The organism is Paenibacillus sp. LS-5, assembly GCF_056121505.1.
Genome location: NZ_JBWAVA010000002.1, coordinates 356,326 through 379,776, shown reverse-complemented (window position 1 = coordinate 379,776; position 23,451 = coordinate 356,326). Strand labels below are relative to the sequence as shown.

Below are 23,451 nucleotides of genomic sequence, written 5' to 3'. Positions count from 1 at the left end.
CATTCGTGAATGTATTTTGGAGGGAATTAAGAGCGTATCGAAAATCCTTACTATTCTGGAGCATTGGTGTGTTCCTGATGGTAGCCTCTGGCATGGGCAAATATGCGGGGTTATCCGCCTCAGGCCAGTCCATGAGTCAAATGATGTCCGATATGCCCAAATCCCTGCAGGCGATATTAGGGATTGGTAACCTGGATCTGAATACAGCCAGCGGGTATTACGGGATCTTATTCGTCTATTTGTTACTGATGGCTACGATTCATGCCGTCATGCTCGGAGCGAATATCATCACTAAGGAAGAACGGGATAAGACCTCAGAATTTTTATTTGTAAAGCCGGTTACCCGGAATCAGATCATCACCTCGAAATTGCTGGCGGCCTTGGTCAATATCATCCTATTTAATCTGATTACATGTATAGCTTCTGTCCTTATGGTAGGGAAGTACAGCAAGGGTGAGTCCGTTGCAGGGGATATAGCTATCACCATGCTTGCCATGTTCATCCTGCAGCTCCTGTTCTTGTTCATCGGGACGGCAACAGCAACAGTGCTCAAGAAATCCAAGACCGCCGCATCACTTGCCACAGGAATTCTTTTGCTCACCTTTGTATTATCGATTGCGATCGACTTGAATGACAGGCTTGCAAGCCTGAAATACATCACACCGTTTAAATATTTTGAAGCCAAAAATGTGATGTACGGCGGAGGGTTGGATACCGTCTTTGTTCTTCTGTCGGCAGCGCTCATTGTGGTGCTTGTCACAGTGACTTATACCTTTTTCAATAAACGGGATCTGTAGCCCTTCGGGCATGATCCATTTCATGGCACATGAAAAAGCGGAGACCGCCTTGGCCTCCGCTCTTCTCCTGAACTCAATCCACCTTCGCACCATAGGAGCGCAGGAACACAACAGCTTGCTCCCTGTCCATCCGCACTCCTTTCACCATCAGCGCTTTCATATCCACGCCCTCCAGCTTGGCTCCCCGCAGATCGGCCCCGGTCAGATTAACTCTGCCCAGCATGGCCCTTGTCAGATCACAGTCTCTGAGGTCAGCCTTCGCCAAATCACACTCCGACAGATCCGCTTCAAAAAAACGGATGCCCCGCAAATCCTGCTTGCCAAGCTTGGCATACCGCAGATTCACGTAAGACCAGTCCCCTCCGCTTAGCGTAATGCCATCCATCTGAGCGCCTGCGAAGTCGGAACCTGTCATTTTGCAGGAGATGAACTTGCTTACAAAGAGATTCGCACCGCTGAATTTACAATTTTCAAACGCAGATTCGGTGTGGATCGAAGCATTCAGGGCTGCGCCTTTAAAATCGCATTCGATAAAACGGCAATGGGTCGTATCGATTTCTTCCAAAGAGGTGTTCATGAATGTGCAGTTGGTAAACGTGCAGCGGATCAGCTCGCCATAACGCAGATCATGCCCGTCAAAACGCACATCCACAAATTCCCGGTCGTTGTACTGGTACATGTCTTTCCTCCGATAACAGTTAGCTATGCTATGAGCAAAAAAACGCTATTTCACTAATTTTATCATATCTGTGTCAAGTATTTTTTCCATAAGCTGTAATTTCAATGAAATATATTATTAGCGGGAATGCAGCATAACACCACTCGTTAATCGGACAGGCTCCCCCCCTGTGATCGCTTATATTGCCGGTTCGCCTTGAAGGCGAAAATTAGATACAGAATAATCACCAGGGGCAGGAGCCATGCGCTCAATCCCCGAAGAAGTGCAAACGGCGTCTCGAATAGAAAGGCCCGCCAAAATGTACCTCCAGTCTTCTCCCATAATCCAGGGGTCAAATAGAGGGCTTCGGGATTCAGCAGAGCCGCCGGCTTGAGAGTACCTGTAGATATCAGCGCTACAGCAATAGGAAAAAAAGACAAGGAAATCGAGAGCCACACCTCTGACAAACGTTTATACCGCCCGGCTTTGGAATCGGCATCCGAAAAAATATCCCCACTCCCCTGATCATTCACCATCTTAAAATACTGATATCCTGAACTTTTCGAACCCTGGATGTGCTTCCAGCCGCTATCCTCGAAGAGAGCACGATAATCCTCGAAATCGTCTTTCTTGACAAAGGCACGGTAATCAATCTTTATTCGGCCAACCTCCGGTTCGGCTTCGTGAAATTCGTAGCTGAACAAGGATTTTCCGACAAATTGCCAGCCCTTACCGGCCATATCATTCAGCCATTTCTCTTCATGGTCTATATTCGTAAACCACTTAAATTTCCGCATTACGTTCCCTCCCGTCAGAGGCCCAGATTCTTCGCGTGGTCTCCATCATGTGATTCATCCGTTCAAAGTCCTGGCGCATTACCGACCGACCCATTTCTGTTATCACATAGACCTTGCGCCGGTTATCTACAGTGCCTACAGGTTCAATGAACTTAAGCTTAATCAGGTTCTCAATCGCACCATATAGTGTGCCCGCAGCCATTCTTACCTGTCCTCCACTAAGCTCTTCAACCTTTTGCAGGATCAAATATCCGTGCGCAGGCTCATGCAGGGCGAGCAGGATATAATAGACCGTTTCCGTAAGCGGCAGATATTTGTCTCTCCCCATCTCTCTTCTCCTTTAGAGTTCATGCTGTACTCTTGGCAAATTTATTATATAGTCTAACTGTATAGTCTTACTATATACATTCAAACTGTATATTGCAACTGTATATTTCCAATAGGGCGATATGTGCTATGAAGCAGAAAAAAACCACATGGGGCGCTCCCATGTAGTTAGAAAATTACGTTAGAGTAAAAATACCGATTTCATATTGATTTGGTACAATCACTTCAATTAACTCTTTACATATTTTTAAATAGTTAATATTGCATGTGGTAGTAGTATTAATGTGGTAGTCGCATTAGAACTTCCCTTAAAATATTCTCGCCTTGTTCGTTACTTAATAACTCTTTAGGCTGAATATTTCCTAATGCTGTAACCTGTTTATGAAGCCATTTTGTAGCTTCGTTTTCACCAAATCTATAACATAGTACTACTGCAATATCCTCTGGCAAGGTAATTTCACCCAATTGAGTTTTATAATCGAAGTTCGCCCCCCTACAAAACTCCAAGTAATCTTTCCAATCCTCTTCTTTATAAGCTTTCAGAAAAACGTCTAGTTCCACTATTAGCCCTCCAATTATTTCTAGTTGTTTTATTGATGTTGCGTCAAATAGAATTACATTCAACCCACCATCAGCCCTTGCTGAAGGTGGAATTTTACCGGTAAAGTTCATACTTTTAGCACTCTTTCCAAGTTGTTGAGTAATTGTATATTCATTAATTATAATGCCATCCAGCGTTACGCCTAGCACTTCTCTAACCTTCGGATTGGATAAATCTAATAGGTTGTGTACCCTTCAACCGTATCCTCATTTAAAAACAACCCCATACTTGGATCATAACGTGCACGGAGATAATACAATCCGGTTTCGGCATCATATATCTTCGGTGTACTTGAACCAGGTTTTCTCTACCTGTTGGAGATGTTACCCCACTCATAATAAGTATAGTTGTTGACTACCGCTCCACTGGTATCGACCATCTACACCACATCACCATGATCATTATACAGGTAGTAATAATCCTTGGAGGCTTTCTTTTCCTTAAATAACTTCCGGCAAATACCCTATTGCGATTGCCTAATCCCTGATCAACACAAAAAAGGCAGCCCTCTCTTTAGGGAGATTGCTGCCCAGTCCTGCAATCATTCAGTCTTTAATCGATCAAACAGCCGGATCAACCCTCTACTTCTGCAGACGGCAGAAATCGAAACCATTTCAGGTCGAACTGGCTGCCTGGCAGGAATAAGAAGGTGAAGGTCCGTTGCCCGCTGACCGGTTCCAGATCAAATTGGCGCTCTGTATAGCTGCCGCTGCCCGCAAATTCCACAAGCTGCTTGGAATCGCCGCCGGCTCCGCTGAACAGCAAGTGCAGCGTACTGTTCTCTAGAGGAGAACGCCCGCAAATGATGATCCGGGAGCTTCCCTGTACGCCAAAGTCCATCCCCTCATAGGTTAGGGAGACATTGTTGCCGATGCCTTCAACGGCAGTCTCTGTCACGGTGAAGGTATCGCCGTAAATCCGGCTGTTGTCAAGTGCGCTAAGTTGTTCGTATGCTTTGCGCTTCTGGATAAACTGGAAGCCTTTCAGATGGATCTTCTGCCGCAGGACGAAAGTGAGTGATGTGATGCCGGTCAGACGTTTCGGCAGCTTGTAGGTCTCCTCCTGGTATACGTTCCACCGGGAAGGCTTCTGGTAGATCACTGTAGACAGCAGCTCGGCACCCGACTCACCGGGGATGCCCTCCCATATGTCAATCGGGTACTCCTCATCGTCCAGGGAGAAGATCGGCAGGATGATTTCATCGGCTCCATACTCTCTGAAATCAATCCGTTCGAAACAGATCCGGCTCTCCCCTTCCCGGGCGGTTGCTACTCCGCGTTCATTCCCGTTGGTCAGATTCGTACTGGCGCTGCTGTGATAACCGGAGGAGACAAATTCATAAGGGTCCAGGCAAGCCTGCCCGAGCCCTTCGAGCTTGAATTTCATGGAGGAGTACTGACGGATACCGTCGGCACCGTTCGTTGTCCCGCAACGGATATAGACTTCTCCATCCCCCAGACCGGTAATAACAGCTTCCTGTCCCTTCACCTCCATCGAAGCGATGTTCGCATCGATCCCCGCAGCATTTGTGATCCGCCACTCCACATCCCGGAAGGTGGCATTCTCCGGATGGAGCTTCACATACACCGGGAGCGAAGGATGCTCCGGCGTCAGAATATTGCCTTCGGGGCAGAAAATCTCCAGCTTGCGTACAGGAATGTCCGCAGCCTTCCTGCGCTGTGCATCTGCTGAATCCCCCATGCCCTCTAGAGGGCAGTCGGCATACAGGAACAGCTCACCGTCATCCGATATACCTGTTGCCGGAGCGCTGGACTCTAGTACAAGCTCGGCGGAAGCAATGGCCGGAGAAGACGCCCGCAGGGTGATTGTACCAGGCTCCAGCGTGCCGGCAATAACAGCGAGCAGCTTGCCGCTGAACAGCCTGCGGCTCATGCCTTTGTAGGGATCATAATCGGTGCTGTCGCCATTATCCAGTCCGATCACCCGTCCAGGCCCTTCTATGCTCAGGTGAACCCGGTTGTTGGCATTCTCCACCTGGAGACCTTGCGAATCCTTCGCCGTGATGGTTACGAAGATCAGATCCTGGCCGTCTGCCGTCAACACATGCTTATCGGGGGTAAGCACCAAAGAGGCGCTATTTCCGAAGGATGAAATTTGCTCCGAAGCAATCACATTTCCATGTTCATCATAGCCAACAGCACAGAGCACACCCTCCGTATAGGGCAGTTGCCATTCTCCAAGCAGCTTATGGCCGTGGACATGGTCAATGTCATAGATGCCCTGTGATACCTCATTGAAGAACAATTCGATCCGCGGGGCATTGGAGCATACCCGCACATCAATAAGCTGTCCCTCCGAGAAGTCCCAGTAGGGGAAGATATGAATCATCGGATGCGTTCTGTAATCGGTCCATTCCGCCTGATAAATGTAGTAAGAGTCCTTCGGAAATCCAGCCGTGTCCAATTGGCCAAAGTAAGAATTCTTGGTGAAGTAGGGTGTCGGCTCGCCTATATAGTCGAAGCCGGTCCATAGAAATTGTCCCAGGGAATACGCCGCATCCCGGTCTGAAGTGATACATGCCTCTGTGCTTTTGGCTCCCCAGCTGGTGGAGCTGTTACCCAAGGAGGAGCACTGTAGATCGTCATCTGCCAATACCGGCTGAGCCAGCGGGAAATGATAGACGCCCCGGCTTTGCACTGTAGAGCAGGTCTCACTTCCGTAGATGAACCAGTCCGGGTGCTCTTCATGGTGCCGGTCATAATACTTCTCGCCATAGTTGTAACCCGCCACCTTGACGATATCGGCGCATTTCTGAGCGTTGTCCCATGGCATGTAATTCGAGCCAATCGTAACGAAGGCATTGGCCCGGGGATCATGGGCCAGCACTTCATCCTGCAGCATACGCGTCAGCTCCTGGCCGCGGGTATCTGCGTGAGTATCGTAGATTTCATTCCCGATGCTCCACATGATCAGGCTCGGGTGGTTGCGGTCCCGCCGTACCCAACTGGCTACGTCCTTCTTCCACCAGTCGGGGAAGAAACGGGCATAGTCATAAGCAGTCTTGCTTCGCTCCCACATATCAAAAGCCTCCGAGACAATTAACACCCCCATCTCGTCTGCCAGTTCCATCAATTCTACGGCAGGCATGTTATGTGCCGTCCGGATGGCGTTCACCCCCATCTCCTGCAGCAGCACGAACTGCCGTCTCAGGGCTGCCTTATTCACGGCTGCCCCCAGGCAGCCTAGATCATGATGCTGGCACACGCCGTACATTTTGACGTAACGTCCGTTCAGGAAAAATCCCTTTTGGCTGTCTAGTTCTACCTTACGGAATCCAAAGGCCTGTTCTTCCTCTTCCGTAATCACATCCTGATCCCATAGCTCTGTTCGGAGGGTATAGAGGTGGGGACTTCCAATATCCCAGAGCAAGGGCTGTTCGATAGTCAACCGGCTGTGGACATGTATCGTCTGATCTCTTTCCAAGGCAGGAACGGCAGATTCCACCTGTCCGATCACTGTTCCACCTGCATCCAGAACCATATGAAGGAGCTTTAGTCCCGACGTATCCCGGCCTTCCTCTACTTGCAGCTCACAATCCACATCCACAGTCCAGGACCCGCTATCCGCCTGCCGGGCCGCAATATAAATGCCATCCGGCGCAATATGCGTCTTTGGGGTTATTTTAAGCCACACAGAGCGGTAAATTCCGGCACCCGAGTACCAGCGGGAATTCGGAGATTCATGAACAACACGCATTACAATCGTATTGTCTCCCTGAGTCAGGTAGGGCGTAATATCGAATTCGAAGGTGGAATATCCATACTTCCATTCACCAGCCGCATGTCCGTTGACGTACAAAGTAGAATTCATGTATACGCCTTCAAAACGCAGGGACCACAGCTGATGAGCAGGCACTTCGGCCAAGCTGAGGGTAGTTCGGTACCAGCCCTCCCCGTTTTCATAAAGCGCATCCGTATTGTAGATCAGCCAATCGTGAGGCAGGGTTACCGGCATCCAGTCTTCGGCCGCAATCACGTAAGCCAGCTCTGAACCAAGCGGCTGTCTGATAAACTGCCAGCCTCCGTTCAGCCTTCTTTTGATACTCATGGACAAAGTTCCTCCCGTGTATGGTTTGTGGAAGTGACAGCAATCAGCCCTTCAATGCTCCTACCATAACACCCTTCACAAAATATTTCTGCAAAAATGGATACAGCAGCAGAATGGGTGCCGTCGTCACGATAATAGCCGCATACTTCAGAGTTTCGGCTACATCGCGGCTCTGGATGAGCGTAGTGGTTCCCAGCATGCTGGCATTGTCATTTTCAAGAATAATGTTGCGGACCACAAGCTGGATCGGAAAAAGGTCCTGATCCCGCAAAAAGATCATTGCATTGAACCAGCTGTTCCAGTGGCCTACACCATAATAGAGAATCAGCACGGCGACAACCGGCATGGAGAGCGGGATGAAGATGCGGAATAAAATAGTAAAATGCCCTGCACCGTCCAAGAAAGCCGACTCCTCCAGCTCCTTGGGAATAGCCATGAAGTAGGTCCTCATAATAATCAGATTGAAGGTACTGACTGCAGTAGGCAGAATCAGTGCCCATAAAGAGTCCAGTAACCCGTAGGACTTCACAATCAGGTAGAACGGAACCAGTCCTCCTTGAAAGAACATCGTGAATACGATGAAGAACATAATCGGCTTTTGCAGCAGAACCCCTTCTCTGGACAGAAAATAGGCCCCAAGCGAGGTTAGCGTCATATTAATAACAAGCCCAACCACCAGAATAAACAAGGTATTCTTAAAGCCTGTGAGAATCACTGGATTGTTAAGCACAGCCTTGTAGCCCTCCAGAGAAAATCCCTGCGGCCAAAGCAGAATGCCATTGAACGAGATCAGACGGTTGCCCTCGCTAAGAGAGGAGAACAGGATATACAGCATGGGATACAACGTGAGAATAATCATCAGCACCATAATAATGGTATTACATATATCAAAAATACGTTCACCGGGTGACGTTTTAATCATGGTTGTCCCTCCTTACCAAAGACTGTTTTTACTGGCGCGTTTACTGAATGAGTTGGCGAGCAGCAATATAGTGAAGTTGATGACCGAGTTGAAGAGCCCCACTGCCGCACTGTAGCTGTAGCTGAATTCCAATATCCCTTTCCGGTACACATAAGTTGAGATCACATCGGCTGTCTCATAGATGCTGGCACTATACAAGAGAATGATTTTCTCGAAGCCGACATTCATAATATTTCCAAGTGCCAGAATCAGCATGATCATAATCGTCGGAAGAATCCCCGGCAGTGTCACGTGACGGATCTGCTGCAGCTTCGTGGCGCCGTCAATCTTGGCAGCTTCATATTGCTGCTGATCAATTCCGGTAATGGCTGCCAGATAGATGATGGTCCCCCAGCCGATCTGCTGCCAGATTTCACTGATTATATAAATGGGGCGGAAGGATTCCGGCTGCTGCAGAAAGGAGATCCGGGCGCCGCCAAAGAAGGCAATGACATCGTTAATCAAACCATCCGATAAGGTAAAATAGCGGATGATTCCTGCCACAACCACCAGCGTGATAAAATGCGGCATATAGGTAATCGTCTGGGTAATCCGCCGAAAAAGCGGACTCTTCAGTTCATTCAGCAGCAAAGCCAGAAGGATCGGTGCGGGAAATCCGAACAGCAGGTTGAAAAAACTTAGCAAAACCGTATTCTTGATGACACGAAAAAAGTAAATGCTGGAGAAAAACTCCTCGAAATGCTTCAATCCCACCCAATCACTGCCCAGAATGCCTTTGGACGGAACAAATTGCTTGAACGCAATGATCGTGCCATATAAAGGTACATAATGAAACAACACATAATAGATAAGTACAGGAAGAATCATCAGATACAGCCATTTATTGCGGAGCAAATCTTTGCCTAGTCTGGTTTTCAGCATATCTTTCTCTCCTTTACTGCAATGCAAATATCAAGGGCCGCCTGATATACTCTTTGTGCAGCGGCCCTTGCGGAAATGGGGTTTTAGCGTTTCATGTACCGCTCATAGGCTGCCTGTTGAATTTCCAGCGCTCTTTCAATTCCCATGTCCTTCATTTGCTGAACATATTTATCGTAGTTATCAACGGATTCAGTACCCAGAATAATTTTGAGCTCCGCTTCCTTCACAAGGGCGTTAATGTCATTCATAATACTGCTCATTTCGTCGGCTTCTTCGGCGGTTGGCGTAATTGGAGGCAGCAGATGGCTTTCATGGTTGGTCTTTTTCCAGATGCCGATTGACTCCTTGGTTTGATTATATTTGGCCGGAAGATTGTTATCTTGCTGAATCATTGGAAAATTGGTTCCGTGCGAGTATTTCATCATTACCTGGTCACTGCCGAGACCTTCCGGATTTTTGACTACCAAATCGGTGTATACAGGTTTTCCGTTCTCCAAAGTATACGTAGTGCCTTCAACACCATACGTATTCAGCATGCTGCCCTCTTGGGTGTAGGCATAATCCAGCCAGCGCATGGCTGCTTCAACATTCTTCGTTGTGGCTGAAATCGCTGCTGAGCTGGTACCGGCGTAAGCATTATCCAGCTGTCCGAACTCCGGGAGCCCGCCTTTGGCTGCTGCAGGATAAGGTGCCGCCACAAAGTTGGCATCCGGTTCCGTCTCCTGCGCGGCTGCGTTGTACTTTTCAATATAGAACTGCCAGCCGATTGTTGCACCGCTCACATTGGAGGTCATCTTCTTGTCTACCGTTGCCGAATCAATCGAAGCAAAATCCTTATCAATCAGTCCTTCTTTGTACCACTGGGCCATCGTCTTCAGATAATCCTTATATCCGGGCTCCAGGTAACCGTAGACTACCTTTCCGTCATTTACATAGAAGTTCCCCATCACACCGAAGGCGCCCGCAAATCCGCCGGTCCGCTCACCCAGGAACATCGTGCGGAACGTTACAGGTGCAGCGGCATTTTTCTTTTCTTTAAAAGCGGTCAGCACCGTGTGCCATTCATCAATCGTTTCCGGGACACCCAGCTTCAGCTCATCCAGCCAATCCTTGCGGATAATCGGCCCGCCATAGACCCGTCCAGCTTCGGAGCGGATGAATGGGAAGGCATAATAGGTTCCATCATCGGTTTTGATCATTTTGTCAATCTCAGGATGCTCCGCGAGTGCCTTCTTCAAGTTGGGGGCATATTGGCCGATCAGATCATTCAGCTTCAGGATGTAACCTTGTTCCACCGCTTTGTCCGGGCCGCCCGGATACTGCAGCCAGGTATTCAGGAAGATATCCGGCAGTTCACCGGAAGCCAGCAGCAGACTGAATTTCTGATCCGTCATTGGCGTTCCGCCCAGCTGCTTGATTTTAATCCCTGTGCGCTTTTCGTATTCGTCATCAATAGGCAATCGTTCGGGCGTACCTCCCAATTGTTCGTTCATAAAGGTTAATTCGGTGCCTCCCGGCATTGGATAAGAGAATTTGGCAGCAGAGGTTTCATTGGCATTCCTAACAGAAGCGTTTTTTTCATCAGTATTATTGCTAGAATTGCTGCAGCCTGCTGCAAGCAGTGTGAACCCAAACAGAAGGAGAAGCGATTTGTGGACTTTTTTCTTTGTGAATGATTTCATCAAGATGACGACCTCCAATTAGTGTTATTTGATGACTTGATGCCCTTACAATGTAAGCTGATTCTTGTACACAAACAATGTTCAATATGCAAAATCCATTGATCAAAACGCAAAAAAGAGGATCGGCTATTTGAGCTCCTATCCTCTTTTCCGGTAACTGGAAGATCCAATTCACTTATTGCAGATTCTTAAAACGGCCCGGGGTGATGCCTTCATATTTTTTGAACACCCGAATGAACGCACTGCTGCTGGAAAAGCCGACACGCATGGAAATCTCCTCTATGGTCACTCCCTCCTGCAGCAGCATTTTCGCCTCCGCCGTGCGGATCTGGCTGATGTAGTCATGCAGCCCCTGTCCCGTCTGTTCCTTGAATAACTTGGATACATATTGCGGAGTAATGCCGAAATGGGCACCAATCATGGATACACTAAGATTAATATCCGCATAATTGTCCTTAACGTACGCCGCGACCTCTTCCCCTATTCCGGCATTGGACATAAGCGTCAACTTCTCATTCGCCATGCCGCAGGCCATGGCTGTCAGTTCCATCAGCTCCTGCCGGAATTCCCCGCGTGTGGTGCAGACCAGCAGACGTTTCAAAGGCCGCCATTCCTCCCACAGCTTGGAGCGCTGAGTCTCTTGCGGGACAGCCTTCATAATCGAGCTGCTCAAATCGATCATGGCATACCTCACCAGCTCTACAGAAACCTGGGAACCGAAAAACTGGTCCAGAACCTCATCCACCAGCCCTGAAGCTTTTTCCAGCTCGCCGCTTTTAATCAGATTGATGAAGACCACCTCATCATTGAGGGAGAGGTAGTAGTCCGTCTGCTGTGGTTCAATATCGCCATACCATACCGACACATTCTCTTCCAGCACCAGCCGGTACTCCTGAGCCTCCAGCGCTTGAAGATACCCCTGGTGCAGACTATTCAGTCCGGTGTGCAGCTCACTTCCGGCCATTACAATTTGCAGATGGTATTTACGTTCAATGAACTCTAGCGTCTGAGCGAGTGCCTCCTCAATATCCTCTTTCCAGCAGGTTCTACGCTCGGCACTGATATTCATCACAGCGGCCAGCATACCATCCATTTCCGTAAAGCTTAAGCCATGATGCTCACCGGTGAAGTCCTTGATAATATTAGATACGATAAAATTGGCAAGGCTGAGCGATGGTCTGCCTTCCCCCCAGCCCTGAATGTAGAACAGCAGTACAGCGAATTCCTCCGATGCCCATTCAAAATGATGCAGCCTAGCCGCTTCTTCCACGGTTAATCCATCTTCAATCTGCCCTTTGAGCAGGCGTGATAAATAGTAGGCTTGCAGTACACGCAGCTGTCTGAATTGCCTGCTGTTAATATCATCTCTTTCCCGGATCGTAGCGAGTGCGCTCTCTCTAATAAAGGCGAACTCATCCAGTACCCGCTGGGATTGATCATCCTTGGTTCCTTCGAACAAATTCACCAATTCACGGACAGGATTGTAGTTCTTGCGTGCAAAATAAGAAATGACGCCGCCCCCCACAAAAAAACAAAGCAGCAATCCGAACAGATTCAGGTTGCGGATCTCCTGCGCTTTTTCCCAAAATATACTTGATGGAAATACGCTTATATACTTCCAGTCTGTTGTGTCCGAATCGATGACAGATACCATATTCTCCGTACCAGCGATATCCATAAAAGAAGTCCCTGCACTCTTATTGGCTTCTTCGGCGAAAGAGACACTCTGAAGATTTGCCAGACTGTTATTCTGGAACAGAATCTGATGATTTTTATCGATGATATATACGTCCCCATTGTTGACCCAATCCACGTTTTTAAGCATATTCTGAATCGCACTGCCGTTCAGCGGAAGGACGAGCGTACCTTTGAGGACATTAGCCCTTCCGGCATTAGAGAATGGCTTCATTAAGACCACCTGCGTACCCCAGCGTTTAAATTCAATTTGCGGAAGCAAGTTCTTCTCCCCGGCAACCTCTCCCTTGAGTGTAGACAGCCAATCCGCATAAGGCATTCCGATCATCCGGCGATTGATCTCATAAAAAGTAATGCTGTCCGTATAAGTCTCATCCGTCAGCACTTTGTCCAGGCCGCTTGAGTATAGATAAATCCCGCTCACAAAGTCATTGGTCGATTTATATTTGCTGAGTTCCTGGCGGGTTTTATAGATTTGAAAAGACTGCGTATCCTCATCCGGGAGGGTCAGATTCAGGAATTTGTTCACATCATTATGGATGGACAGTTGCATGGCCATTTTCTCGGCCTGGTTAATTTCACTGTCGATGGTGTTCTGCATTTGCTTCAGCATCGCATGACTTGCCCGCATAATCTCGTATTCGACAATTTGTTTGGTCTGCAGATAAATGATAGCGCTCACAATAAGCGGGATTAGCATAATCACGGCATAGGAGAGAATCCATCTATAGGCAACACTTTTGCTGAACATTAACTTTTCCCGCTTCATATTCTGCACTCCCTTAAGGTGACTTCGCATCTACCTTTACTAGAATACAACTATAAGATATATATTACCTCGAGGGCAATCTACAATATGAACCGGATTGATCATTTGTAAAAAACCTCTTTATCCGCAAGGTGGAACAGGGAGTAATCAAGCACTCCCGCCCTTTTGCTTCCAAAGAGGTTCGGGACAATCTATTACACTACCCGGAATACCGGCTGATCTTGCACGAAATGTACCGGCACATCCGGAAACGCTGCTGACAGCTGCTCCGCCAGATATTTCATACCGGGTGCCTCACTCTCTGCGTGACCCAGCATAATCAGTGCCTTACTCCGTCCCTGTTGGACAGCGTCTCTTATATACTCCGGTGTCTCCCATTCCGGCCCTTCCCCGGCGATGATCAAGTCCAGAGAATCTTGCTCATATAAAGGGATTGCCGTGGAGCCGCCCCCCCGGTACCCGACCAGTACGCCCACTCTTACGCATGAAGCGGACAGATCGCCAGCAATGCGCACATAGGGGATTTGCAGCTGTTTTTTCAAATATTCCGCCACTTCTTCAGTCTTCATAGCCGGGATGGTCAGTATAGAAACAGACGGCCGGTGCTCAGTAACATAGGCTTGCCAACCAAGCTCCCGTAGAAGCCCGTTCGTAATTCCATCCGGTACATAACGGTGAAGATAATCATGGAAACGGTATATCCCGAGCTTTGAACGGTCGATCAGCCCGGCCTTTTGTTGATAAACAGGGTCCTGTTCCAACCCGGCTGCATGCTCCTTGTGGCTGTAAAATACACCTTCGTGCGAGATGATCAAGTTCGCTCCCAGCGCGATTGCCTGCTCAATAACATATTGCGAAGCGGCAAAAGCAGTCACAATTCCTCTTACCTCTGTCTCCAGTTCCCCAGATTCCAACTTGTCTACCGTCTGTTCAAGCTTGGCGATTCCTTCGGTTAAATGATCGATAATGCGTCCGAACGAGAGTGTCATATGCCCTCCTGTATACTTTGAACTTGAAAGTCATGAGTGGAAGCAAGCTAGCCTATGAATAGGCCGAGGCGAATTCATAGGCTAATGCAAATATAGAAATAGATTCTGATGACGGAATTAATTAGTTAAGGCCTGAATGCATTCTAATGCACTTTCTGCAGCAGATCATCCGCTCATGGCCGCTGAACCTATTAGTAGATAATGCGTTTGCCGTTATCCGCAATACCGCTTTTGCGGTAGAAATACGTATTGATCTGGTCACGCCATTCCTTGGCATGATTGGCCTGTTCCTGGAGACGCTGCTCCACTTGCGCATACAAATCCGCTCTGAGGTTTCCCTTCAGGCTGCTCCAGGAAGCCAGCAGCTCTGCTGCACGTTCCGCCCCTTCGAAGTGGGTATCATAGATATGCTGAATCACGGTCTTGCCGGAATGCAGCACATGGGTATACGGAACATGATGGAAGAACAGCAGCAATTCGTCAGGACATTGCTCGAGAGAATCATAACGTTCGCGATTTATACCTATATATTGGGCGCTGTAGCCGGTTCCGGTCTCTACTGTACGGTCTACACCGATCCCTTGGTGGTCGGCATAATGATAGGTGCCCCACTGCGAATATTCATAGCCGTCCACATTCGGCCCGTAATGATGCTCGGGATTGATCATCCAGCCTACGCCAAGCGGTGCCGTATAGGATTCATAGATCTCCCACGAATCCAGCAATATCCGGCTGACTACACTTGAAACGGCAGGATCTGTACCGAAGGTCAGGGAGATCCATTCACTGGCGATTTCTTCTGCCGTCAGCTCCGGATTCCAGGTCAGGCGGCCGAATCCATACAGATTCGCCTGGGCCAGCAAATGGCCGGTCCAATTCCGGTTATTGCCCACATTGGACACCGCCGCAATTCCGCTGTAACGGTTGCCCCACATCGATCCATCCACGATATGCTTCACCGGGGATTTCTCTCCTTGGGCATAGGTATTGAATTCCAGAACCTCTTTCCACTGCGGTACCAGATAGCAGACATGGCGCTGCTGTCCGGTATATTCCTGGGCAATCTGGAATTCGATAACCTGATTCGTCCGCTCAAGTGCTCCGAACAGCGGAGACACCGGCTCTCTAACCTGGAAATCCATCGGACCGTTCTTGATCTGCAGGATGACGTTATCCTTAAATTTGCCGTCGAGCGGCTTGAAATGATCATAGGCCGCTCTGGCCCGGTCAGTCTTCCGGTCACGCCAATCCTGCTTGCAGTTGTACACGAAGCAGCGCCAGATTACAATTCCGCCGAACGGTTCCAGTGCTTCAGCCAGCATGTTGGCGCCATCGGCATGGTCCCGGCCATAGGTGAAGGGTCCCGGACGGTTCTCGGAATCGGCCTTCACCACAAATCCGCCAAAATCGGGAATCGCAGCATATACACCGGCCGCCTTGTCCTGCCACCACTTACGTACGCCGGGGTCCAGCGGATCTGCGGTTCCCACTTCTCCTTCATGCATCGGACCGGCAAAGTTCACGCTCAGGAACAGCTTGATGCCGAATAACCTGAACTGATCGGCAATTCTGGCCACCTCAGGCAGATGCTTGGAGATAAACAGCGTTTCCAGCTCATGAACATTCACATTATTGATGGCAATAGCATTAATTCCTGTGGAAGACATCAGCCGCGCATAATCACGGATTCGCTCTGCATCGTCTGTAAACCGGTTATTTTCATAGAAAAAGGATCTTCCCGCATATCCCCGCTCAACGCTTCCGTCAAAATTATCCCAGTGATTGATCATCCGCAGCCCATTCACAGGGTTAACGACTTCGTCCAATCCCTCGATTTCCTTCAGGCTGCCGATCCGCCGCAGCAGGTGGAACACTCCGTAGAGCACCCCTGCCGGTGATGCGGCTCCAACGGCAATACAGCCTTGTTCTTGGCTGGTGCGGATCGCAAAACCCTCCGGGCCTACAGTCCGGATCGTTTCTTCCCCGAACACGCTGCCGATCAGCGGATTCCCGCCCTGAAAGGTGCCGAATACCACAGATAGACCCTTTGGAGCCGGTTCTCCCACTTTTACTGCCTGCATGCCAAGCATGGATTCAATACCTTTCTGCCATTCCTTAAGGGCAGCCTGGACCGTGCCGTGCTCTTCAGTAACCTGTACCGCTCCGCACCATTTCACATATTGTTCCTGCATGGGCCCGGACGGCAGAGCCGGATAGCTGAGCCAGGCATGGTAACCACCGTCAGGGTTCATGCTGCTGATATCCAGAGGATTGTTCATGCAAAGGTATCCTCCCTGACCCCGGTCAGCGACCGGTTGCCTGAACCTTCTAGCAGCCACAGAATAGCGGTTACCCCCCGTGGATAATATTTGCTTCCGCCGATAAGGCCGGAGAGAATCTGATCACTCCAGCACCAGTAGGACAGCTCCGGATGGAGCAGCCAGCTCACATGTGCTGCATCTGCCGCAAGTCCGCGCGCATCCCAAGGCAGATCCAGAATCTCTCGGGCGATGAACTGGGACAGGTAGATTTTGCTGAGCCAGGAATTATTGCTGGTGGATGATAGCTTCCAGCCGCTATCCTCGAACAGACATACTCCTGGAACCAGTACGTTGTTCAAGTGAATGTTCAGCGCATCCAGATAGCCGGCAAATCTGCCATTCCGGTCAAGCGCTTCTTCACAGCCTGTGAAGAGCGGGAATACCAGCCCTTCGATCGCCGGAATAATGCACGATTCGTTGTCCTCATTGATGATAGCCGGAATATATCCATCACTGTTCAGCTTAGCGGCTATGGATGCAGCGCATTTGTCTGCCTGCTGTCCCGCATTGGCAGCGAGATCAGCCAATCCCTCTTGTCCGAAAAATTTCTCCAGTGCCACATAGGCTGCCCAGCATTTCCCCGCCATGTAAATATTATTGCGCGATTGTCCCAGCGAGGTATCCAGACTGTCATAGGTAGTAATTTCAGCACCGCCCTGGGTGCGGTTGCTGTCCAGACCCATCAGTCCATTGCGTAGATGGCTCTCCGGATGATCACGGTTCAGCATGCTGTCGAAGCAGGCGCGCAGTGTCGGCAGCATGCTGTCGATGAATTCGCGGTCCTGGGTCTGCTCAATATAGACCAGTGCCGAGCACAGCCAGTTGATCAGCTCTTCATGACTCATATAAGAGAAGCAGTCATCCAGCCCTGCCAGCTCATAAGCAGAATACTGCGGCCGTGAAAATACATTGGCTACCCCAACATCATGGGTGAAGGTGATCCCCCCTGGATATTCCTCGGTTCCTCCAGGAAACACAACCTTGTCTACATAACTGTAGCGCCGGACGAATAGTTCCAGCTCGTTGCGCACCGTCCAAGGGTTCATAACCAATTCAAAAAACAACTGATCCGCTGTCAGATCAAGCGTGTTCATCATCCGGTATTCCCCTTCATTCACGATCCAGATCGGTTTCCCTTCCGCTTCAAGCAGCTGGGTGCTGCCATAATAGCTGTGAATGGCATGCGCGAGCATAAAGGTCTGATCTTCTGTCAGGCTGGCAGAATCGATCCAGGCATTGGCGGATTCACAGGACTGAATCAGCCCGTCAAAATGCTCCAGCGCATAACCTGCTACGGATTCAATATTCTTAAAGTAACGGGTATACGCATAGCTGGCATCTATTCCTGAAGTCACCAGCCCGCCCCGGTAAAAGCATATGGCGAAGCGGTACGTCCGCTTCTCACCTGCAGGAACCTCCATCATAATAGCCCCTGTTCCACCGAGACCAAAGGCAAGATTATGCTCAAGCTTCGCTTCAAGGATCTTCTCCATGGTGAAGCCGAGAGCGGACTGCACCCCTGTATCCTTACAGGCAATAGCCGTCAGCCGGCCTTGTCCGATCCCTTCAAACTCCCCTCCGCTGGTATCACTCAGCCTGCGCATGGAGCTGTAGCGATCGCTGCCTTCGTAACCGAAGAATCCTTTTCTTGCAAAGGTCCCTTGGGTATTATCCAGTGTTAGTTCAGCAAATACGGCTGGCAGAATGGCGGCTTTCAGCTCCTCCTCATCAGCAGAGGCCGGATCAGGAACGGAGCGGACAGGTGAATAAATGGTAAAAGTCAGATCTCCCGCCTTCCAGGTATCCGTTGCCGGATGCAGGGTTCTGGTTATTTTCTCATCCTCAAACGTTTTCATAACTACCCGGGAAGGCTGATACCAGCCGCTTGGCTTATCTCTGTCATTTCCACCCGGCGAAGCAGGGAATACCTCCTGCAGTTCCTTGGCGGTTTCGTCCGCCTTTTCTATATCATACCTCGCGCCCGCATCCTCCACATGCTCGAAAAAGGGCAGCACTTCATAGGTTTCGCCATCTTCAGACTGAAATCCAACGTAAACATTCTCATCCGCCGGTTTGCCCAGCTCCAGCCCAAGTCCTCCATTCTTCCCCTTAAATCCCAAAGTAAAGCTCGCGAAGGCACCGATAGGAGAGTGCTGAACATTATAGAACAAATTGGTTTTTGTCATAAAGACTCCTCTCTGTAACTTAAGCTGAATAAATTACTTGCATTGTTTATGATCATCCTAACACGGCTCTCCCGGGCGGGAACATTGTCAAATCAAGCAAATATTTACCCAAATCAAGCTAAGCCCTGCTATACTGATAATAAATTTGAGGTTACACAGATGGTCAAGAAAGGAGAGGTCCCATGGTATCAGCATTTATACCGCCTGTACTCGGACACAGCATCAGCGAAACGATCATACCCGATGTCAAAACAACCCTGAATTTATTTGGCATGCACCTGCGGAAGGTGCACGGCGAATGGTCCTATCCCGTTCATTCCCATCCGCAATACGAATTTAATTATGTGCTCGAAGGAGAACAGCTGCTTGTCGTCAACAATGACAGCTACACGCAGAAGGCCGGAGATCTGGTCTTGTTAAGACCGGGCGATTCCCACTCCAGCAGAAGCGGCAATGGCAAACCCTTTACCTATTTTTGCATTCATTTTGATATCGACGACAAGATTCTAATCTCCCTGTTAAGCCGGCTGGACCATGTTCTTTTTGAATCCGGGAGCACCATTGCCCATAAGCTGGGCCCCGTCTTTACCAGGCTGGTGGAGATTTCAAACACTATCTCCGGGGACATCACGATGTCGCAACGGATGAGGCTGCAATCTGCGGTGTTTGAACTGTTCGGCCAGCTGTGGGAGGCTTTTTCCATCGAAGCCAACTTACCCGCTTCGGGCACCTACGAGAAGGTAGAGCTTGCTCATCAGATCCGCAGCAGGCTGCAGGGACTGGTCTTTCAGCAGTTTCAAGTCGAGCTGCCCGACAGCCATTATGGCATAGATGATATCGCCGCAGAGCTGGGCATCAGCGCCTCCCATTGCTATCGTGTCTTCCGGCAGGTGTTCGGGATGTCCCCCAGGGAGTTTCTGTCTGAACAGATGCTTCATGAGGCCAAGGTACTGCTCGATGATCCGAGCTTATCCGTGAGCCAGATTTCGAACCTGTTGGGCTACCGCGATATTGCCCATTTCAGCCGTCAGTTCAAACGCTGGTACGGCAAATCTCCGCGGGAATACAGGGATGAGGATCAATGACGCCAGAAGAATAATGGCTGGCATGACGAATGCTTATTCCCCCGGAAGCTCCTTGTACTCAAAATAATCAAAATCCGCAGCTTGAAATGTTCCGCTGAGGTCCTGAACGCACATGCCGATAAACGTTCCTGTAAACCTGATATACGCGGGGAAATCATCGGACAAATGACATATATCCAGACTTGGACCGATCTTCTCCCAGCTTGTATCGCCCACACTATAATAAAATTGAGCCGACTCCCTAATAATAATTACCTTCAACAGGCAGATTGTACCAGGCTGCAATGGTATCTGCGCACTCACAGAATCGTCGTATACGCCGTCCACGGACCGGACGATTCCCAGACACTTGCCCAGTTCCTCATCATGGGTAATCCGCAAATACACGTAATCCTTCGTGTCATAATAGATGATCAGGCCGGCCATCTGCTGGAAATGCTCCGGTTCAAATTCCACGCCGGTTTCAGCACTGCAGCAAAAATCCTGTTGGCGCATGGCAACCAGACTCTGACGGTGCAGGGAGCTCATGGACTCTCTTCCCATCAAGCGCAGAAACCCCGGGCGTTCCCGGAGCGACAGCCAGGATTCATCTGCAGGAACACGCAAGGTACTCCAGCGTACATCCAGCACCGGATTGTCAAAATCATCTCTCTCCGCAGGTGATGGAAAGGGTTGAGCTGGAATATCCGGGCCTTCCACTGTGACGGAAGGCTGATTCGTTCCATCCGCAAGAGATAACCATTCCTCTTCGGTGAAGATACAACGCTGAATCGCTGTCTCCCGGCCCAAATTGCAGTACTTCTCCTTCACCGGGCGGCCGCACAAGTGAACCATATACCACTCATCGGTCTGCGTATGGACCAGACAGGCATGCCCTGCCTTTTGAAGCTCCAGTTCTCTGTTGCCTGCTGAAGTCAGCACCGGATTGCGGGGATCAGTTTCATAGGGTCCTTCAATAGTCCGTGACCGGGCAACTGTGACAGCATGGTTATACTGGGTGCCCCCCTCAGCCGTAATCAGGTAATACCAGCCGTCTTTCCGGTACAAATGCGGGCCTTCCGTCAATCCGAGCTCTGTACCCTTATAGATAGGAATTACCGGCCCGATCAACCGTTTTAGCACAACCGAATACTCCTTTAGCACAATTCCGGCAAAGCTGTTCTTGTGCGTCCGGTGATCCCACAGCATATTGACCAGCCATTTACGCCCGTCCGTATCATGGAACAGGGACGGATCAAAGCCGCTGCTGTTCAGATAGACCGGCTCAGACCAGGGACCTTCGATATTCCGAGCGGTAACCAGATAATTGGGAGTGTCCTTGAATGCTCCCTGTCTGCTCTTTACGTCGGTATAAATCAGATAAAAAATTCCATTGTCGTAGCTGAGACACGGTGCCCACACTCCGCCGGAATCAAGGTCTCCTTCCATGTTCAGCTGCGATTTGCGGGTCAGCGCATGCGTGAGTACCCGCCAATTCACCAGATCACGGGAATGGTGGATCCGGACACCGGGAAACCATTCAAATGTAGATGTGGCAATATAGTAGTCCTCCCCGGCTCTGCAGATAGACGGGTCCGGATGAAAGCCGCGGAGAATCGGGTTCTGAATCAGATTTCTGCTCATCATTTCCACCCCATTGCCTGCCGGCCTGCTTCGAGGACGGCAATGATTTTGTCGGTATCATACACACAGCCTTGCCAGGTTCCGCCACTGACGGCCTGGAGCGCTGCCCATAGTCTGGTATCGTCCGGCAATCCCGGATCGACAGCAAGGAACGGATGGGCGGTCCGGGAAGCCAGTATCTCCGTTCCTTCTTCCGGTGAGCCCGGCTGTTCGCCATCCCCTACCAGATTCACACTTCCTTCAAGCTTGACCGTATCGATAATAACCTCTACCCAGTCCCCATCCCGGAGTCTGCCAAGCGGTCCTCCCGCCAGCGCTTCCGGACCGATATGACCGATGCAGGCCCCTGTGGACACACCGGAAAAGCGGGCGTCGGTGATGAGTGTAACGTACTTGCCAAAGGGCAAGTGCTTCAGTGCGGATGTTAATTGGTAGGTCTCTTCCATTCCGGTTCCACTGGGTCCGCGGCCCATGACGGCAAGAATATCCCCCGCCTGGATACGTCCTTCCTTGATGCTCCGGATCGCGTCCTTTTCCGCAGTATAGACCTTAACTCTCCCCACGTGCCTGTATACGCCTTCACTGTCCAGGACCAAAGGATCAATGGCTGCCGATTTGATGACCGAGCCTTCAGGAGCCAGATTGCCTGTCGGAAAAGTCATTGTGGAGGCAAGTCCCTGCCGTGCAGCCTCTCGGGGACTCATAATGACAGTATCCGGATCAATACCATCCGCCTCTCTCAAACGGCTTCGCATATCCTGTCTTCTCTGCGAGGTTTCCCACCAGTCCAGATTATCTCCAAGCGTCCTTCCTGTTACCGTCCGTACCGAATCGTCAATCAGTCCCAGCCGGCGCAGATGGAGCATCACTTCAGGAACACCGCCGGCGAGAAACACGCGGATCGTCGGATGCGGAACAGGTCCGTTCGGCAGCACACTGACCAGGCGCGGGGTCTTACGGTTAACTTCATTCCAATCTTCAACGCTTGGAACGCGCAGCCCGGCAGCATGGGCGATGGCAGGCAAATGGAGCAGCAGATTGGTGGACCCTCCGAACGCTGCATGAACCACCATGGCATTTCTGATCGCCTGGTCTGTCAGAATATCCTTCATGACCATACCGCTATGCTCCATCTGCATAAGCGCGCGGGCAGACTGGCGCCCCATATTCTTCCACACAGGCTGCCCCGAGGGGGCCAGCGCGGAATGGGGAACCGACATGCCGAGCGCCTCGGCAATAACCTGGGCCGTAGCGGCAGTCCCCAGGAACTGGCATCCGCCGCCGGGAGTTGCACAAGCCCGGCATCCGAGGTCCGCCGCCTCTTCCAGGGACAATTCACCATTGCTGAATCTGGCTCCGATGCTTTGCACTTTACCGGCATCCTCCCCCTGAACAGGTGGCAAAGAGACTCCCCCGGGTACAATGATTCCGGGAAGATCACGCATGCCTGCCAGAGCAACCATCATCGCAGGCAGCCCTTTATCGCAGGTAGCTACCCCCAGTACCCCTTTTCGTGTAGGCAAAGAACGGATTAACCGGCGCAGCACCATCGCTGCATCGTTCCGGTACGGCAAGGAATCGAACATGCCCGATGTTCCCTGGGAACGGCCGTCGCAGGGATCGCTGACATAGCCCGCAAACGGAATCCCCTGTTGTGCAGTAATCTCATGTGCGACTTCCTCCATCATCAGGCCAATCTCCCAGTGCCCGGTATGGTAGCCAAGAGCCAGCGGACTGCCGTCCTCGCGCCGTATCCCCCCCATCGTGCCTAGGATAAGATATTGAGGCCGATTCAAGTGGAGCGGATTCCAGCCCATTCCCGAATTCTGGGTCATTCCGAATATTTCACCGCTTGGAGCACTTCGCAACATTTCACCCGTTATAGGGAGTCTGCCTGCCGGCCCTGCCGCAGCTGTATGTATAGGTGCTGACTGTTCCGGTGCCTCACGCATAATCTCTTGCAGGCTTATTTCCATTCTGAACCCTTCTTTCTTCTTGTTTGGATTCCGG

The 23,451-nt window shown here is 50.3% G+C and carries 16 protein-coding genes; 2 read left to right on the top strand and 14 right to left on the bottom strand.

Annotated elements, in window-relative coordinates; translation table 11 throughout:
* The first annotated feature begins 5 nt into the window (after positions 1-5).
* Positions 6-797 (top strand): ABC transporter permease subunit, encoded by a 792-nt coding sequence (locus AC0MA3_RS04975; RefSeq protein ID WP_474655377.1) that lies wholly within the window; start codon positions 6-8, stop codon positions 795-797.
* 73 nt (positions 798-870) lie between these two features.
* Here the strand turns inward: AC0MA3_RS04975 and AC0MA3_RS04970 are convergent, their stop codons facing one another.
* From AC0MA3_RS04970 to AC0MA3_RS04915, 12 genes are all read right to left on the bottom strand, one after another.
* On the bottom strand, positions 871-1,476 hold the full coding sequence (locus tag AC0MA3_RS04970) for a pentapeptide repeat-containing protein (protein WP_474655376.1): 606 nt from the start codon (positions 1,474-1,476) through the stop codon (positions 871-873).
* Between the two features lie 146 nt (positions 1,477-1,622).
* Positions 1,623-2,252, bottom strand: a complete 630-nt coding sequence (locus AC0MA3_RS04965) for a DUF2812 domain-containing protein (protein WP_474655375.1) — start codon at positions 2,250-2,252, stop codon at positions 1,623-1,625.
* Positions 2,239-2,580, bottom strand: coding sequence for a PadR family transcriptional regulator (locus tag AC0MA3_RS04960; RefSeq protein WP_474655374.1), 342 nt, complete (start codon positions 2,578-2,580; stop codon positions 2,239-2,241). Before AC0MA3_RS04960 ends, AC0MA3_RS04965 begins: the two co-directional genes overlap by 14 nt.
* Positions 2,581-2,858: 278 nt before the next feature.
* The gene (locus AC0MA3_RS04955; protein WP_474655373.1) at positions 2,859-3,329 is read right to left on the bottom strand and encodes an antitoxin Xre/MbcA/ParS toxin-binding domain-containing protein; all 471 of its coding nucleotides are present in this window, start codon (positions 3,327-3,329) and stop codon (positions 2,859-2,861) included.
* Between the two features lie 424 nt (positions 3,330-3,753).
* Positions 3,754-7,248 (bottom strand): glycoside hydrolase family 2 TIM barrel-domain containing protein, encoded by a 3,495-nt coding sequence (locus AC0MA3_RS04950; RefSeq protein ID WP_474655372.1) that lies wholly within the window; start codon positions 7,246-7,248, stop codon positions 3,754-3,756.
* Positions 7,249-7,291: 43 nt separating this feature from the next.
* On the bottom strand, positions 7,292-8,170 hold the full coding sequence (locus AC0MA3_RS04945; protein WP_379161520.1) for a carbohydrate ABC transporter permease: 879 nt from the start codon (positions 8,168-8,170) through the stop codon (positions 7,292-7,294).
* Positions 8,171-8,182: 12 nt separating this feature from the next.
* Positions 8,183-9,091 (bottom strand): ABC transporter permease, encoded by a 909-nt coding sequence (locus AC0MA3_RS04940; protein ID WP_379161518.1) that lies wholly within the window; start codon positions 9,089-9,091, stop codon positions 8,183-8,185.
* An 83-nt stretch (positions 9,092-9,174) separates the two neighbouring features.
* Positions 9,175-10,773 carry an extracellular solute-binding protein gene (locus AC0MA3_RS04935; RefSeq protein ID WP_474655371.1) on the bottom strand — a complete coding sequence of 533 codons (1,599 nt, stop codon included), beginning with the start codon at positions 10,771-10,773 and terminating at the stop codon, positions 9,175-9,177.
* 175 nt (positions 10,774-10,948) lie between these two features.
* Complete coding sequence (locus AC0MA3_RS04930) at positions 10,949-13,237, bottom strand: AraC family transcriptional regulator (protein ID WP_474655370.1); 2,289 nt, start codon at positions 13,235-13,237, stop codon at positions 10,949-10,951.
* A gap of 194 nt (positions 13,238-13,431) precedes the next feature.
* The gene (locus AC0MA3_RS04925) at positions 13,432-14,226 is read right to left on the bottom strand and encodes a Nif3-like dinuclear metal center hexameric protein (protein WP_474655369.1); all 795 of its coding nucleotides are present in this window, start codon (positions 14,224-14,226) and stop codon (positions 13,432-13,434) included.
* A gap of 191 nt (positions 14,227-14,417) precedes the next feature.
* Positions 14,418-16,505 carry an alpha-glucuronidase family glycosyl hydrolase gene (locus AC0MA3_RS04920; protein ID WP_474655368.1) on the bottom strand — a complete coding sequence of 696 codons (2,088 nt, stop codon included), beginning with the start codon at positions 16,503-16,505 and terminating at the stop codon, positions 14,418-14,420.
* Positions 16,502-18,733: a glycoside hydrolase family 52 protein gene (locus tag AC0MA3_RS04915; protein WP_474655367.1), complete on the bottom strand. Its 2,232-nt coding sequence runs from the start codon at positions 18,731-18,733 to the stop codon at positions 16,502-16,504. Before AC0MA3_RS04915 ends, AC0MA3_RS04920 begins: the two co-directional genes overlap by 4 nt.
* A 182-nt stretch (positions 18,734-18,915) precedes the next feature.
* Here AC0MA3_RS04915 and AC0MA3_RS04910 point away from each other — a divergent pair, with 182 nt between their 5' ends.
* Complete coding sequence (locus AC0MA3_RS04910; protein ID WP_474655366.1) at positions 18,916-19,818, top strand: AraC family transcriptional regulator; 903 nt, start codon at positions 18,916-18,918, stop codon at positions 19,816-19,818.
* 33 nt (positions 19,819-19,851) lie between these two features.
* On the opposite strand, the gene AC0MA3_RS04905 is transcribed toward AC0MA3_RS04910, so the two are convergent.
* Together AC0MA3_RS04905 and AC0MA3_RS04900 are read right to left on the bottom strand one after the other, a co-directional pair.
* On the bottom strand, positions 19,852-21,441 hold the full coding sequence (locus tag AC0MA3_RS04905) for a glycoside hydrolase family 43 protein (protein WP_474655365.1): 1,590 nt from the start codon (positions 21,439-21,441) through the stop codon (positions 19,852-19,854).
* A complete protein-coding gene (locus AC0MA3_RS04900) occupies positions 21,441-23,417 on the bottom strand; it encodes a YjhG/YagF family D-xylonate dehydratase (protein WP_474655364.1) in 1,977 nt (658 codons plus the stop codon). Before AC0MA3_RS04900 ends, AC0MA3_RS04905 begins: the two co-directional genes overlap by 1 nt.
* Positions 23,418-23,451: the final 34 nt, after the last annotated feature.